Source organism: Amycolatopsis sp. lyj-108 (assembly GCF_046549005.1).
GTDB lineage: Bacteria > Actinomycetota > Actinomycetes > Mycobacteriales > Pseudonocardiaceae > Amycolatopsis.
In genome coordinates this window covers 180,627-194,428 of record NZ_JAJPWQ010000008.1, presented here as the reverse complement: position 1 = coordinate 194,428, position 13,802 = coordinate 180,627, and the positions used below count along the sequence as shown (strand labels likewise).

Genomic DNA, 13,802 nt, shown 5'->3' with positions numbered 1-13,802 from the left:
CACCTACTTGCGCCCGATCGATGCCCGGCGCCGGTAAGCGCCCACGCAAGTAGGTGACGAATTGCGGGGGTCAGAGGGTCGCGAAGGCTTCGGTGACCGAGATGTCGTCCGAGGTCAGCAGCGCGACGGCGGCCCGGTAGCCCTCGGCCGCCTTCAGGTCCGCGAGCCGGGTCCGGTCCGGGTCGAGGGCCTGATGGCTCGACCGGACCAGCCGCGCCTGCTCGTCGTAGCCGGAGAACGTGATGCTCTGCAGCGGGATCTTGAGGCCCTTCCCGGTGGCCTTCATGACCGCTTCCTTGCGCGTCCAGTAGGTGAAGAACGCCGTCGCGCGCTCGTCGTCGGAGAGCCCGGAGATCGCGGCCAGTTCGGCGGGGGTCAGCGCGTACTCCATGAGCGAGTCCTCGGCCCGCCTGGTGGCCGTCTCGACGTCGAGGCCGACCGCGGTTCCCGCGGTGGCCGCGACGCCGATGAGGTCGCCGGAATGCGAGATCGACAGCATCAGCGGCGCGCCGGGCACCCGGGGGCGGCCGTGCGGCTTTCCGCAGTCATCGCAGGTCGCGTCGAAGCTCACGTCCTCGACGGCCAGGCCGAGTCGCTCGGCGGCGACGGTCTTCGCCAGCACGCGGCCGGTCAGGAACCGGCGTTTGTCGATGTCCTGGCGGTAGCTTCCGTACCGGCCTTGCTCCAGCTCGTCGAGCAAGGCAAGGAACCGGGGTTCGGCGGGCAGGGGCGGGGACCAGCGGACCGCACATTCGATCACGTCTCCTTCTTACCCGATTCCGCCGTTGCATCACTCGCGTTTTCGTCGAGCAGCGTCGCTTCGTCGAACGGCGATCGGCCGTCCAGCGTCCGGTCGAGCTGCTCGCGGTCGATCTCGTTGGTCCAGGTGCCGATCAGCACGGTCGCGACCGCGTTGCCCGCGAAGTTCGTCAGCGCGCGGGCCTCGGACATGAACCGGTCGATGCCGACGATGAACCCGACGCCGTCCACCAGCTCCGGCCGGTGCGAGGACAGCCCGCCCGCCAGCGTCGCGAGCCCCGCGCCGGTGACCCCGGCGGCCCCCTTCGACGCGATGATCATGAACACCAGCAAGGAGATCTGCTCGCCGATGGTCAACGGTTTGTCGAGCGCGTCGGCGATGAAGATGGACGCCATCGTCAGGTAGATCGCGGTGCCGTCGAGGTTGAACGAGTACCCGGTCGGCACGGTGATGCCGACCACGGGTTTGGAGACGCCGGCGTGCTCCATCTTCGCGATCAGCCGCGGCAGCGCCGACTCGGACGACGACGTCGAGAGGATCAGCAGGAACTCGCGGCCGAGGTATTTCAGCAGCTTGAAGATGTTGACCCTGGCGAGCAGGCCGAGGATCAGCCCGAGCACCACGAACACGAACAGCGCGCAGGTGATGTAGAAGGCGAGCATGATCACCGCGAGGCTCTGCAGCGCCTTCCAGCCGGTTTCGCCGACGACGGCGGCGATCGCGCCGAACGCGCCGACCGGGGCCGCCCACATGATCATCGCCAGGATCCGGAACACGAGCCGCTGGATGTGCTCGATGCCGCGGCGGATCGGCTCCCCCTTCGTGCCGAGCTTCTGCAGCGCGAACCCGGCGAGCAGCGCGACCAGCAGCGTCTGCAGGACCTCGCCCTCGGTGAACGCCGAGACCAGCGTCTTCGGGATGATCCCGAGCAGGAACTCGACGGTGCCCTCGCTCTTGGCGATCTGGTCCTGGCCCTTTTCGGCGATCTCGGGGGTCAGGTGCAGTCCGCTGCCCGGCTGGAGGATGTTGCCGACGACCAGGCCGATGACCAGCGCGACCGTCGACATGATCAGGAAGTAGCCGAGCGCGAGCCCGCCGACGCGGCCGACCTTCGCCGCCTTCGCCACCGAGCCGACGCCGAGCGCGATCGTGCAGAAGATGATCGGCGAGATCATCATCTTGATTAGGTTCACGAACCCGGTCCCGAGCGGCTTCAGTTCCTTGCCGAACTCGGGGAACAGGATGCCGACCGCGATGCCGAGCGCCACCGCCGCGATGACGGCTATGTAGAGGTAATGGGTGCGATCCCGCTTCGCCGCGGGTGCTGCCGTGCTCATGGGTGCCCTTCGACGAGGTGGGGACAGGTTGCGAAAACTTATGACAACTCCTCGGCGAACGACAACCGAAGCGGTACGCTGAACTAAGCGAGCGCTTAGTCACTGTCGAACAGGAGCGGGCTGACCATGGATTTCTCTCTGAGCGTCGAGGAACGCGAGGTGCGCGACTGGGTGCGCACCTTCGTCCAGCGCGACCTGATGCCGCGCGAGCAGGAGGTGCTGCGCCGCGAACGCGCCGGCCAGCCCGGCCTGACCTCCGACGAGCTGCGCGAACTGCAGCTGAAGGCCAAGGAATCCGGCTTCTGGGGTGTGCAGACGCCTGAGGAGTACGGCGGCATGGGCCTGTCCGCGGTGATGACCGCGCTGCTGGAGGCCGAACTCGGCCGCACGTTCGTGCCGTTCCGCTTCGGCGGCTCCGCGGACAACATCCTGTACTACGCCAACGACGAGCAGAAGGAGCGCTACCTGCTCCCGACGATCTCGGGCGAGCGCAAGTCGTGCTTCGCGATCACCGAACCCGGCGCGGGTTCGGACGCCAAGGCCATCCGGACCTCCGCCCGCAAGGACGGCACCGACTGGGTCATCAACGGCGAGAAGACCTTCATCACTGGTGGTAACGAGGCCGACTTCGTGATGGTGTTCGCGATCACCGACCCGGAGAAGGGCGCGAACGGCGGCGTCACCTGCTTCCTCGTCGACCGCGACGCGGGCTGGAAGTCCGAGTACATCGACACCATGGGCGAATGGGGTCCGGCGGCGCTGGTCTTCGAGGACGTCCGCGTGCCGGAGACACAGATCCTCGGCGAACTCGGCCACGGCTTCGACCTGGCCATGCAGTGGATCGGCGCCGGCCGCTACCTGCTGCCCGCCCGCGCCATCGGCTCCTGCGAGCGGCTGATCTCGATGGCCATCGAGCACGCCAACACGCGGGAGACGTTCGGGCAGAAGATCGCCGAACGCCAGGCCATCCAGTGGATGATCGCGGACTCGGGCACCGAACTGGAGGCCCTGCGCTGGCTGGTGCTGCACGCCGCCTGGCAGGTCGACCAGAAGCTGGACTCGCGGCACGCGCAGTCGATGGCGAAGCTGTACGGCGGCGTGAAGGCGAACGAGATCGTCGACCGCGTCCTGCAGATCCACGGCGGGATGGGCTACACGCGGGAACTGCCGGTCGAGCGCTGGTACCGCGAACTGCGGCTGCTGCGGATCTACGAGGGCACCGACGAGATCCAGCGCCGGACCATCGCTCGCAACCTGCTCAAGGGGCACGTCAAGGTCGGCGGCACCTTGGGCTGACGCTGTCTGACACCTCTCCCAAGTGCAATGAAAGGTCCTTTCCTTGCAAAATTTGCAAGGAAAGGACCTTTCATAGCGTCGGTCTCTCTAGTCTTCTTCTTCGTCTTCGTCCTTCTGATTCCGCATCGCGATCGGGACCCCCGCAAGGTCCTCTTCGTTGCAGAGAAGTTTCACGTCGTAGTACGGCGAACCCTTGCGGTCGTCGTAGTCGAGATGGACGGCCAGCACATCGACCGGTTCCCCGAGCCACTCCTGAGCCTGGCGTAGCCATGTCGCGCACCGTTCGAGCGCCGTGGGCAGGTCGTCGTCCCGGAATCCCACCGGGCGGTAGGGGACGTCCTGCACCTGATCACGGGGGTTCGAAGGCACCGGCAACGCCGGCGAGAGACCCGAGTCGTCCAGTTCGAGTTGGATCGTTTGCTCAGTCACCCTTCGAGCGTCCCCCAGAGAAGCCGTCTGAGCAAGGCGTACCGACCTAAAGTCGCCGCTAAACGGGCACTCGCCACACTCTTGAGACCACTTCACGGCAGTTTTGCAGCGCCGTGACGTCCAGCCGGCGTTCGCAGGCGAGCGCCCGCAGCGCCAGTTCCGCGTAGTGGGCGGCCAGCTGGTCCAGGGTGAGCGGCCCGCTCGGCGAGTACCAGCGCGCGACCCCGCTGCACATCTCCACCAGCGCGAGCCGGGTGACCGAAGGCTGATCGGTGCGGAAGACGCCCGCCGCGACCCCGTCTTCGATGGCGTCCGCCCACAGCCTTTCGTAGGCGTCGCGCAGCCCCACCACCCCGGCCCTGGCGCCGGGGGTGAGCGCGTGGACCTCGTTGTCCACCACGCGGGTGTCATCCGGCTGGATGGCGTGCGCGAGCACGTGCAGCGCCACCAGGGATCCGAGCCGCGACACGGGATCGGCGAGCCCGGCGGTCGCCTGCTCGGCCGCGTCGAGCAGGCGCCGCAGCGACTCGTTCATGATGGTCACCAGCAGATCCTCTTTGGTGCCCATGTAGTGGTAGAGGCTGGCGGACGACAGCTCGGCCTCCTGCGCCAGATCCCGGATGCCGGTGCCGTGGAACCCCTTGGTGGCGAACAGTTTCACCGCCGCCTGCCGCACGCGGTCGCGGGTGTTCAGAGCCATGTCTGGGTGGTCCTGTCCCAGGAACCCGCGCGGAGGTCCTCCGCCTTCTTCAACTCGCCCTTCGCGACGCGTTCCGACGGCGTCATCGGCAGTTCCGTCACGATGGCCCAGAACCGGGGAACCTTGAAGTAGGCCAGTTTCGCCGAGCAGAACTCCGCCAGCTCGGCCGGTTCACACCTGTGTCCCTCGTTTTCGTCGAGGACGAGGTACGCCTTGACCTCCTCGCCGCGGATGTCGTCCGGCACCGCGATGACGGCGGCGAGCTTGACCGCCGGATGCAGCTGCAGTGCCCGCTCGACCTCGTCGGCGGAGATGTTCTCACCGCTGCGGCGGATCATGTCCTTGGTGCGGCCCACGTAGTACACGCGGCCTTCGGCGTCCATTGTGGCCAGATCGCCGGTGTGGAACCAGCCGCCGTCGAACGCGCGCCCGGTCGCTTCGGGGTCGTCGTGGTAACCGTGCATCAGGCCGACGCCGCGGATCAGCAGCTCACCGGTTTCCCCTCGTGGCAGCGGTTTCCCGGCCTCGTCCGCGATCATCACCTCGCGGGTGGGCGCCGGCCTGCCGAGGCAGCCGGTGCCGACCGTCTCCTCGTGATCCGCCGGGTACATCCGGATGTCACCGCCGGTCTCGGTCATGCCGAAGGCCTCGTACCACGGTGTGCCCCAGCGTGCTTCGAGCGTGGCGTGCAGGTCACGGGGGATGGCCGAGGCGCAGATCGCGCGGACCTGGTGTGCCTTGTCCAGCTCGCTTTCCGGCTGGCGCAGCAGGAGGGTGGGCATCAGGCCGAGGCAGTAGAACCAGGTGACGCCGTGTTCACGGACCTTCTCCCAGAAGGTGGACGGGTGGAAGCGGTCGAGCACCACCAGCGTCGCGCCGCCCGCGAGCCCCAGCGCGACGTTCCACTGTGGATCGATGTAGTGGAACGGTTGCGCGGTCAGGATGACGTCGTCGGCGCCGACCATGGGGAAGTCCGTGGCCAGGCTGATGGACAGGGTCGTCCAGTACCGGTTCGGCAGTACGCAACCCTTGGGCGCGCCCGTGGTGCCCGAGGTGTACTGGATGTTGACCGGGCGTTCGCCTTCGCTCACGAAGTCCGGGGTGGCCACGGAACCGGTCAGTTCGCCGGGCGTGAGCACGCGTTCCAGCGAGGTCTCCGGCGCGATCTTGTCCAGTAGCTCCAGGAACTCCTCGGCCGCGACGGCGAACCGGGCGCCGGAATGCCGGAGCACGTGGGCGCCGTCGAACTCGCGGTATCCGGTGTTGACCGGGACGAGCACGCCGCCGATCTTGGCCAACGCGAGCCACAGCAACGGGAACTCGGGCTGGTTGCGCAGCATCACCGCGACCCTGTCGCCCGGCTCCACGCCCAGCGCCAGCAGCGCGCGGGCGAACTCCGTGCTGCGAGCGTCGACGTCGGCGAACGTGAAGCTCTCACCGGTGGAGTCGAAGATCCACGCCGTCTTGTCCGGCCAGCGCGCGGCGGCCCTGGTGGTCAGTCCGAGGAGGGTGTCGATCCCGGCGAGCGAGGTCATGTCCGGCTCCGGAAGGCCTCGGCCGAGGCGGCGACCTCGGCGGAGTGTTCGGTGATCAGCGCGTGGCTGACTTCGAGTTCGAGCGCGGCGTCGAGCGAACTGTCGATGCCGGAATCGAGGGCGCGTTTGGCCATCGTGGCCGCGGCCGCCGGATGCGCGGCGATCCTGGCCGCCCACGCGAGCGCGGTGTCCATCAGGTCGTCGGCGGGCAGGACCGCGTTGACCAGGCCGAGTTCATGCGCCTTGGTGCCGCTCACCCGGTCACCCAGCAGCAGGAGTTCCTTGGCCTTCAGCGGGCCGACCAGCAACGGCAGTAGCCGCGACGCCGCGCCGGTGACGCTCAGGCCCAGCGAGACCTCGGGGAAGGCGAACACCGCGTCTTCGGCGGCGAGGATCAGGTCGCAGCCCATCGCGAACTCGGCGCCCGCGCCGATCGCGTAACCGTGGACGGCGGCGATGACGGGCTGGCGCAGTCCACGGAGGCGGCGCGTCACGTCCTGTAGCCGGTCGAGCCTCGGGCGTGAATCACCCTCCGGGGTGGGCTCCTTGAGGTCGTGCCCGGCGCAGAACGCGCGCCCCCGCCCGGCGAGGACCACCGCCCGCGCGTCGGAGTGGGCGGCCGCGTCGAGGGCCTCCAGCAGGTCGTCGACCAGTTCGGGGACCACCGCGTTGAGGCGCTCCGGGCGGTCCAGCCAGATCAAAGCGATGCCGTCGTCGAGTGCGTAGTCCACGGTGCTCATGACACCGAGCCTAGACGACCGATCGATCGATCGATAGGGTCGAATCCATGCGGGTCGACACGGTCTACGAGAACGCCCGGTTCCTCACTGGAACGGGGGAATCCGTAGCGCTTGCGGCGCTGAACGGACGAATTGTCGCATTGGGTCACGATGCTGCCGCGCTTTCCGCGAAACGTCGCGTCGACCTCGGCGGGTCGGTGGTGGTGCCCGGTTTCCACGACGCGCACAACCACATGGCCTGGTTCGGCATGGCGCTCGACGACGTCGCGTTGTCCGATTGCCGCAGCGTCGACGAGGTGTACGACGCCGTCGCGCGGCGCGCGGCCGAAACGCCGCCGGGCGGCTGGATCATCGGCAGCGGCTACGACCAGAACAAGCTCGTCGGCGGCCACCCGACGCGGCAGGGGCTGGACCGTGCCGCCCCCGGCCACCTCGTGCGGCTCAAGCACACGTCCGGGCATATGACCGTGGTCAACTCGGCGGTCCTGGAACGGCTGGACCTGGGGAACGTGCCCGTCGGCGGCGACGTCGTCCGCGACGAGGACGGTTCGCCGACCGGGCTGCTGCGGGAACAGGCCCAGCTCATGCTGCGGCCGCTGACCTATCCGACGCCGATCGAGACCGTCGTCCGCGGCCTGGACAGGGCGAGCGAGCAGTACCTGGCCGAAGGCATCACCAGCGTCCAGGAGGCCGGGATCGGCGGGGGTCTCGTGGGGGAGACCCCCGCCGAACTCGCCGCGTACCAGCTGGCGCGTGATCGCGGCGTGCTGCGGGTGCGCAGCACGGTGATGGTCGCGGCGAGCGTGCTGCACGAGCTCGACGCGGGGGCGGGCTTCGGCCTCGACCTGGGGATGCGCACCGGGTTCGGCGACGAATGGCTGCGGATCGGCGCGATGAAACTGTTCGCCGACGGGTCGCTGATCGGCCGGACCTGCGCCATGCACGAGCCGTTCGCGGGCGAGCCGGACAACGTCGGCTACTTCCAGGTGCCCGAGGACGAGATCGCGCGGACGATCACCGCCGCGCACAAGGCAGGCTGGCAGATCGCGACGCACGCCATCGGCGACCGCGCGATCACTGTCGTCCTCGACGCCTACGAAGCCGCGCTTAAGGCCGACCCGCGGCCCGACCACCGGCACCGCATCGAGCACTGCGCGGTGCTGCGGCCCGAAGAGCTGCGGCGGCTGGCGTCGCTGGGGCTGATCGCCTCGCCGCAGGGCCGGTTCGTCAACGAGATCGGCGACGGCATGCGGGCCGCGCTCGGCCCCGAGCGCGAGCCGTGGTGCTACCGGCTCAAGAGCCTGCTCGACGCGGGATGCGTGCTGCCTGCCAGTTCCGACCGCCCGGTCGTCGAGGGCGCGCCGCTGCTCGCGCTGGCCGACATGGTGCGGCGGAAGACCGCTTCCGGCGTCGTGCTGGGTCCCGATGAGCGGCTCACGCCCGCCGAAGCCCTGCACGCGTACACGTACGGCTCCGCGTACGCCGCTTTCGCCGAGAAGGACCTGGGCACGCTGGAGGTCGGCAAGCTCGCGGACTTCGCCGTCCTCTCGGCCGACCCGACCGACGAGTCCACTTTGGATTCGATCAACGTCGTCGCCACCGCCGTCGGCGGCGACATCGTCTACGAACGGAGCTGAGACCCATGCCGGTGCGGGACGCGGTCGCGGACGACATCGAGGAGATCTGCGCGCTGATCGAGGAGCACGCGGTCTACGAGGACAAACACGATCTGAAGCTCGACAGGCAGGAGATGGCCGGGTTCCTCTTCGGGCCCGATCCGAAGGCCTGGGTGCTGCTGGCCACCCCGCCGGACGAGCCGGCCAAGGTCGCGGGCTTCGCCTTCTGCAGCTGGAACTTCTCCACCTGGGAGGCCAGGCCCGGGATCTGGCTCGACGACCTCTTCGTGCGCCCGGAACACCGCCGTTTCGGCCTCGGGCGGGAGCTGCTCGACGAGCTGAGCGCGCGGACGCCCGGCCGGGTCGAATGGGACATGCAGGAGGGCAACGAGAAGGGCGAGGCGTTCTACGCCCAGCTCGGCGCCGAGCCCGTCCCCGGCTGGATCCGGTACCGCTGGCGGCCGCACGCGAAGTGAGCCAAGCCGTAAACTCGCACACATGGGTGAAGGGGCAAGCCGCAGGTCGTCGTCCGTTGAGGACTACGTCCGGGTGATCTACGGGCTGGTGGAACGCGGTGAGGCCGTCACCAACACGTCGCTGGCCGGACGGCTGGAGGTCAGCCCGTCTTCGGCGTCCGGCATGGTCACCAAGCTGTCCCAGCTCGGGCTGGTCGCGCACGTCCCGTACCGGGGCATCGAGCTGACCACCGAAGGCAGGCTGCTGGCCCGCTCGGTGCTCCGCCGCCACCGGCTGATCGAGACGTACCTGGTGTCCGAGCTCGGCTACACCTGGGACGAGGTGCACGCCGAGGCGGACGCGCTCGAACACGCGGTGTCGGACAGGCTCGTCGAACGGATCGCGGCGAAGCTCGGCAACCCGGTGCGCGACCCACATGGCGACCCCATCCCCGCCCCCGACGGCAGCGTCGAGGAGATGCCGATGCGCATCCTCGACGACCTCCCGCCCGGCGCGGTCGGCGAGATCGTCCGCGTCTGGGACACCGACCCGGAACTCCTGCGCTACCTGACCGAGCATTCGATCGGCCTCGGCGAGCGGATCGAGGTCGTCGAACGCCAGCCCTTCGGCGGCCCCATGGTGGTCAAGGTCGGCTCACCGCCGGACGCGGCGACGCACGCGATCGGCAAGGAGATCGCGCAGGCACTGTCGGTCGCGCTGCGCTGACCGGCGTGTCCACTGTGGACGCGTTTCGAATGGTGCGCGCGGTGTGAATTTTCCGTACGTCCCTGCATAATTCGGCCCTTGGCACTTCACCCACATGCCGGGCCGATAGGTGATCTAAGGCCCTTCCGATCATGTGTTCACGCGCCTAGGCTGCGCTATTCCGGGTGGCTAGCGAGCGTACGAAGGCGATGAAGATGACCGGTCAGCGGACACACACCATCGACCGGGGGGTGGCGGAAGGACGTGAACTCAGGAGGCTGCTGGAGACAGGGCCCTTCGCGGACGCCCTCAGGGTGGCGATCAGGGTGAGGGGTCTCGGCCTCGATCGGATCCGGTACCGGTTGAGAGGGCGGGGGTGCTCGGTCAGCCTCGCGACGCTGAGCCACTGGCAGTCCGGCCGCTGCCGTCCCGAACGGCCGGAATCCCTGCTGGTGCTGAAGAATCTCGAGGACGTCCTCGGGGTGCCGGAGCGGTCCCTGTCGCGGCTTTTGGGACCGCCGCGCGGACGGGCGGCCCGGTGTACGGTGCCCGGCGAGGGCCTCGTGATGCAGCGAAGCCGGGAGATGGGAACGTAGAGGAGTAGAGGTGCGGGCGGTCGTCTTCGAGGAGTTCGGGGTCCTGCCCGAGGTACGCGAGGTGCCGGATCCGGCCACGCCGCCGGGCGGGGTGGTGATCGCCGTCGAGGCGACCGGGGTGTGCCGCAGCGACTGGCACTCCTGGCAGGGTCACGACACGTCGGTGAAGCTGCCGCACGTCGCCGGGCACGAACTCGCCGGCCGGATCGCGTCGCTCGGCGAGGGCGTCCGCGGCTGGTCGGTCGGCGACCGGGTGACGGTGCCGTTCGTGTGCGCCTGCGGCACCTGCGCGCAGTGCGCGGCCGGTGACCAGCAGATCTGTGACCGCGAGTTCCAGCCGGGCGCGACCCACTGGGGCTCGTTCGCCGACTATGTCGCCATCGAAAACGCCGAGGTCAACCTCGTGGCGCTGCCGGACTCGATGTCCTCGGCCGAAGCGGCGGCGCTGGGCTGCCGGTTCGGGACGGCGTTCCGGGCGGTGCTGCGCCAAGGCGGGGTCCGGCCCGGCCAGTGGGTGGCGGTCTACGGCTGTGGCGGCGTCGGCGTGTCGGCGATCCTGCTGGCCGTCGCGGCCGGTGCTTCGGTGGTCGCCGTCGACCCGTCTCCGCAGGCCAGGACGCTGGCGTCGCGAATGGGCGCGCTCTTGGTCGTCGATCCGTCGCGCTTCGAAGGCCACGAAGCGGTCGCCGCGCATGTCCGGGACCTGACCGGCGGCGGCGCGCACGTCTCCCTCGACTGTCTCGGCTCGCCGACCACCTGCGCGGCCTCGGTCGGCAGCCTCCGGAAGCGTGGTCGTCACGTCCAGGCCGGGCTGATGCCGCCCGCGCAGGGCATCGCGCCGATCCCGATGCACCGCGTGATCGGCGGGGAACTGGAGCTCGTCGGCATCCACGGGCTCCAGGCGCACGAGTACCCCGAGATGCTGCGGGTGGTGGAGACCGCCGGAATCGATCTCGAAGGCATGATCGGCAAACGGGTCGGCCTCGACGACGTCCCCGCCGTGCTCGCCGAAATGAACGACCCGGTGCCGGCCAAGGCCGGGGTGACCGTGGTCGAACTCGCTGTGTGACCGGGTGAACGCACTACGGTCAACCGGCCGATCGGAGTAGTCCGAAAGGTGGCTTCTGTCGCCGGTTTGTGGCACCTTCTCCGGCCGTGACAGTCATGGATGCCCCGTCTCGGCCGCGTTTCGTCCAGCGGGTGCTGCGCCGGTTCGCCGAGGCGGGCGTGATGGCGCGGGGCCACCGGCTCATCGGCGCGCGCCCTGGCAAACTCGACGCGTGGACGCGCTGATCCCTCGCCCGCGTACCGAGGTCGCGCCCGGTGCCGTGCACGTGCCCGACTGGCTCGATCTCGACGAGCAACGCCGGCTGGTCGAAGCCTGCCGAGGCTGGCGCGGCTACCGGCGGACACGGCTCCCGAACGGCGGCGTCATGTCGGTGCGGACGGTGTGCCTCGGCTGGCACTGGCACCCGTACCGGTACTCGAAGGTGACCGACGACGGCTCCCCGGTGCTCCCGTTCCCTTCGTGGCTGGGTGATCTCGGGCGGCGGGCGGTTTCCTCCGCTTACGGTCCGTCGTCGTACGAGCCGGACATCGCGCTGGTGAACTTCTACGACTCCGCCGCGAAAATGGGGCTGCATCAGGACAAGGACGAGGCCTCGCTGGAGCCCGTCGTGTCGCTGAGCCTGGGGGACGCCTGCGTCTTCCGATTCGGGAACACGGTCGATCGCGGGCGGCCGTACACGGATGTGGATCTTCGGTCGGGGGATCTGTTCGTGTTCGGCGGCGAGTCGCGGCTGGCCTTCCACGGGGTGCCTCGCGTCTTGCCGGGAACCGCTGATCCGGAGTTGGGGTTGGTGGGGCGGTTGAACATCACTTTGCGGGTTTCGGGTCTTGTGAGTGATTGAGGACGGCTGGAGGTCGGGTCACCCGCTGCGCTGCGCTGGTCGGTTGCGGTGTGTCGTCCGTCCAGTCACGCGAGCCGTCTGTCTAATCACGCGAGCCGTCCGTTCGGTCACGTATTTTGCGCGGTGCTAGGTGTCTTAAGGTCTCTTCGCGCCTTTAAGGTCGCTTCGCTTCTTTATCTGCATGTGCATTTCGGATTCTTTTCACGCTAGGCCGTTCGTGCTCGCACGCCTGTTCGATTCGGTGTATCGTGGGGGTCGTGGCCAGCAACGACGCAACCCCGACGACGCCCACCGAGTGGTGGCGCGTCGACACCGCGACGCTGCACGCCCGCAAACAAGAACTCGAAATCCAGAAGCGTCAGATAGACGCGGAACAGAACGCGATCCTCGCGGAAATCAATTCCCGCGGCGTGCGCGGCTGTTCGGGTCATTCGACACTAGCGGCGCTGATCTTCGAGGACTTTCATGTGACGGACAAGGAAGCCGGTGCCCGCGCCGACCGCGTCCTCGCCCTCCATCCCGGCCCGGCTATCGGCGGAGACCCCGAACCACCCCTAGCACCATTGACGGCCGCAGCCGCCGCGGAGGGCGCGATCGGCGGTTCGCAGATCGACGTGATCATCCGCACTCTCGCCCGCATCCCCTCCACTGTGCCCGACGAAGATGTACGAGCCGGGGAGAAGATCCTGGTCGATTTGGCTCGTCATGCGGGGCCGCGGCAGATCGCTCGCGCCGGGCGGCGCTTGCTGGACGAACTCGACCCCGACGGGAAAGAACCCCGCAACGAGGATCCGAAGGACACGCGTCCGGAGATGCGGTTCGTCAAACACCGTGACGGCACGCTCGGCCTCAAGGCCAGGCTTGACCTCGAAACGTATGCCCGGTTGAAATCCGACCTCGACCCCATGGCCAAGCCGCACAAAGCCATCGACGGCGTCCGGGACTCCCGCACCCAGGACGAACGCTACGGGGATGCCTTCACCGACTACGTCCGCCTGAAAACCACCAGCCGCAACCTCCCCGGCCAAGCCGGAGAAGCCACCCACATCCTCATCACCATGTCCTACGACGACCTCATCCGCGACCTCGGCGAAGCACACCTCGACCTCGTCGGACCGATCAGCGCCACCGACGCAAGGATCCTCGCCTGCGACGCCCGCGTCCGACCCGGCGTCCTCGGCACCGCAGGCGAACCCTTGGACATCGGCCGCTCCAAACGCACCGTCTCACTCGCCCAGAAGTATGCGTTGACCCTCCGCGACGGCGGCTGCGCCTTCCCCGGCTGCGACATGCCCGTGCCCCGCTGTACCGCCCATCACATCGTCTTCTGGCGTCACCACGGTGAAACGAAGATCGACAATCTAGTGCTCCTGTGCACCAAGCACCACCGGCTCATCCACCACAGTGAATGGAAAGTCCAGATCGCCCAAGACGGACTGCCCGAATTCACCGCCCCCACCTACCTCGACCCCACCGGAACACCAAGGAGAAACACCATGCACCTCAGGATTTAGGCCGAAACCTCCGAATCCGAGTCTCTCAGGCAGTGAGCGAGCAAGTGTAGTAGCTCGCGCCTTTGCCAATGAGCGTGCGCGGATCCAAAGTAATCGGAGTGCTGGCCGAACGTGCATCACGGCTCACTTCGTGGGGTGAAGTCCTGCGCGTCGAGTATGGGCCATCCGTATTCATCCACCTCAAGGGCGAGCGCGACTGTCCCGAGGT

Annotated in this window: 15 protein-coding genes; 9 read left to right on the top strand and 6 right to left on the bottom strand. The window is 68.3% G+C overall.

Annotation, left to right across the window (positions count from 1 at the left end):
* Positions 1–70: 70 nt before the first annotated feature.
* Both ACLJO0_RS27830 and ACLJO0_RS27825 read right to left on the bottom strand, forming a co-directional pair.
* Positions 71–760 carry a 4'-phosphopantetheinyl transferase family protein gene (locus ACLJO0_RS27830; protein WP_125791631.1) on the bottom strand — a complete coding sequence of 230 codons (690 nt, stop codon included), beginning with the start codon at positions 758–760 and terminating at the stop codon, positions 71–73.
* Positions 757–2,097: a cation:dicarboxylate symporter family transporter gene (locus ACLJO0_RS27825; protein WP_410581503.1), complete on the bottom strand. Its 1,341-nt coding sequence runs from the start codon at positions 2,095–2,097 to the stop codon at positions 757–759. Before ACLJO0_RS27825 ends, ACLJO0_RS27830 begins: the two co-directional genes overlap by 4 nt.
* A 126-nt stretch (positions 2,098–2,223) precedes the next feature.
* On the opposite strand from ACLJO0_RS27825, the gene ACLJO0_RS27820 reads away from it, so the two are divergent.
* Positions 2,224–3,393 carry an acyl-CoA dehydrogenase family protein gene (locus ACLJO0_RS27820; RefSeq protein WP_410581501.1) on the top strand — a complete coding sequence of 390 codons (1,170 nt, stop codon included), beginning with the start codon at positions 2,224–2,226 and terminating at the stop codon, positions 3,391–3,393.
* An 87-nt stretch (positions 3,394–3,480) separates the two neighbouring features.
* Here ACLJO0_RS27820 and ACLJO0_RS27815 read toward each other — a convergent pair whose 3' ends face one another.
* From ACLJO0_RS27815 to ACLJO0_RS27800, 4 genes are read right to left on the bottom strand one after another with little or no spacing between them, the layout of a single operon-like run.
* A complete protein-coding gene (locus ACLJO0_RS27815; protein ID WP_410581499.1) occupies positions 3,481–3,822 on the bottom strand; it encodes a hypothetical protein in 342 nt (113 codons plus the stop codon).
* A gap of 58 nt (positions 3,823–3,880) precedes the next feature.
* The gene (locus tag ACLJO0_RS27810) at positions 3,881–4,522 is read right to left on the bottom strand and encodes a TetR/AcrR family transcriptional regulator (RefSeq protein ID WP_410581497.1); all 642 of its coding nucleotides are present in this window, start codon (positions 4,520–4,522) and stop codon (positions 3,881–3,883) included.
* The gene (locus ACLJO0_RS27805; RefSeq protein ID WP_410581496.1) at positions 4,513–6,057 is read right to left on the bottom strand and encodes an ATP-dependent acyl-CoA ligase; all 1,545 of its coding nucleotides are present in this window, start codon (positions 6,055–6,057) and stop codon (positions 4,513–4,515) included. The genes ACLJO0_RS27810 and ACLJO0_RS27805 overlap by 10 nt, the downstream gene beginning before the upstream one ends.
* Entirely contained in the window at positions 6,054–6,797 is a 744-nt protein-coding gene (locus tag ACLJO0_RS27800; RefSeq protein ID WP_410581494.1) for an enoyl-CoA hydratase/isomerase family protein, read from the bottom strand. Before ACLJO0_RS27800 ends, ACLJO0_RS27805 begins: the two co-directional genes overlap by 4 nt.
* Before the next feature lie 47 nt (positions 6,798–6,844).
* Between ACLJO0_RS27800 and ACLJO0_RS27795 the strand changes: the two genes are divergently transcribed.
* From ACLJO0_RS27795 to ACLJO0_RS27760, 8 genes are all read left to right on the top strand, one after another.
* On the top strand, positions 6,845–8,434 hold the full coding sequence (locus ACLJO0_RS27795) for an amidohydrolase (protein WP_410581492.1): 1,590 nt from the start codon (positions 6,845–6,847) through the stop codon (positions 8,432–8,434).
* Positions 8,435–8,439: 5 nt separating this feature from the next.
* The gene (locus ACLJO0_RS27790; protein ID WP_125791639.1) at positions 8,440–8,889 is read left to right on the top strand and encodes a GNAT family N-acetyltransferase; all 450 of its coding nucleotides are present in this window, start codon (positions 8,440–8,442) and stop codon (positions 8,887–8,889) included.
* 22 nt (positions 8,890–8,911) lie between these two features.
* Complete coding sequence (locus ACLJO0_RS27785) at positions 8,912–9,595, top strand: metal-dependent transcriptional regulator (protein ID WP_125684091.1); 684 nt, start codon at positions 8,912–8,914, stop codon at positions 9,593–9,595.
* A 188-nt stretch (positions 9,596–9,783) separates the two neighbouring features.
* Complete coding sequence (locus ACLJO0_RS27780; protein ID WP_410581805.1) at positions 9,784–10,170, top strand: transcriptional regulator; 387 nt, start codon at positions 9,784–9,786, stop codon at positions 10,168–10,170.
* Between the two features lie 10 nt (positions 10,171–10,180).
* Positions 10,181–11,239: a zinc-dependent alcohol dehydrogenase family protein gene (locus tag ACLJO0_RS27775; protein WP_410581491.1), complete on the top strand. Its 1,059-nt coding sequence runs from the start codon at positions 10,181–10,183 to the stop codon at positions 11,237–11,239.
* 86 nt (positions 11,240–11,325) lie between these two features.
* Entirely contained in the window at positions 11,326–11,463 is a 138-nt protein-coding gene (locus ACLJO0_RS27770; RefSeq protein ID WP_410581818.1) for a hypothetical protein, read from the top strand.
* Positions 11,451–12,080, top strand: coding sequence for an alpha-ketoglutarate-dependent dioxygenase AlkB family protein (locus ACLJO0_RS27765; protein WP_410581490.1), 630 nt, complete (start codon positions 11,451–11,453; stop codon positions 12,078–12,080). Before ACLJO0_RS27770 ends, ACLJO0_RS27765 begins: the two co-directional genes overlap by 13 nt.
* Before the next feature lie 257 nt (positions 12,081–12,337).
* Positions 12,338–13,594 (top strand): DUF222 domain-containing protein, encoded by a 1,257-nt coding sequence (locus ACLJO0_RS27760; protein WP_410581489.1) that lies wholly within the window; start codon positions 12,338–12,340, stop codon positions 13,592–13,594.
* The last annotated feature ends 208 nt before the right edge of the window (positions 13,595–13,802 follow it).

Bases quoted from the DNA above. Each gene is read 5' to 3' on its own strand.
- ACLJO0_RS27820 (WP_410581501.1), top strand. From the start codon at position 2,224: ATGGATTTCTCTCTGAGCGTCGAGGAACGCGAGGTGCGCGACTGGGTG.
- ACLJO0_RS27785 (WP_125684091.1), top strand. From the start codon at position 8,912: ATGGGTGAAGGGGCAAGCCGCAGGTCGTCGTCCGTTGAGGACTACGTC.
- ACLJO0_RS27810 (WP_410581497.1), bottom strand. From the start codon at position 4,522: ATGGCTCTGAACACCCGCGACCGCGTGCGGCAGGCGGCGGTGAAACTG.
- ACLJO0_RS27805 (WP_410581496.1), bottom strand. From the start codon at position 6,057: ATGACCTCGCTCGCCGGGATCGACACCCTCCTCGGACTGACCACCAGG.
- ACLJO0_RS27800 (WP_410581494.1), bottom strand. From the start codon at position 6,797: ATGAGCACCGTGGACTACGCACTCGACGACGGCATCGCTTTGATCTGG.
- ACLJO0_RS27825 (WP_410581503.1), bottom strand. From the start codon at position 2,097: ATGAGCACGGCAGCACCCGCGGCGAAGCGGGATCGCACCCATTACCTC.
- ACLJO0_RS27795 (WP_410581492.1), top strand. From the start codon at position 6,845: ATGCGGGTCGACACGGTCTACGAGAACGCCCGGTTCCTCACTGGAACG.
- ACLJO0_RS27790 (WP_125791639.1), top strand. From the start codon at position 8,440: ATGCCGGTGCGGGACGCGGTCGCGGACGACATCGAGGAGATCTGCGCG.
- ACLJO0_RS27780 (WP_410581805.1), top strand. From the start codon at position 9,784: ATGAAGATGACCGGTCAGCGGACACACACCATCGACCGGGGGGTGGCG.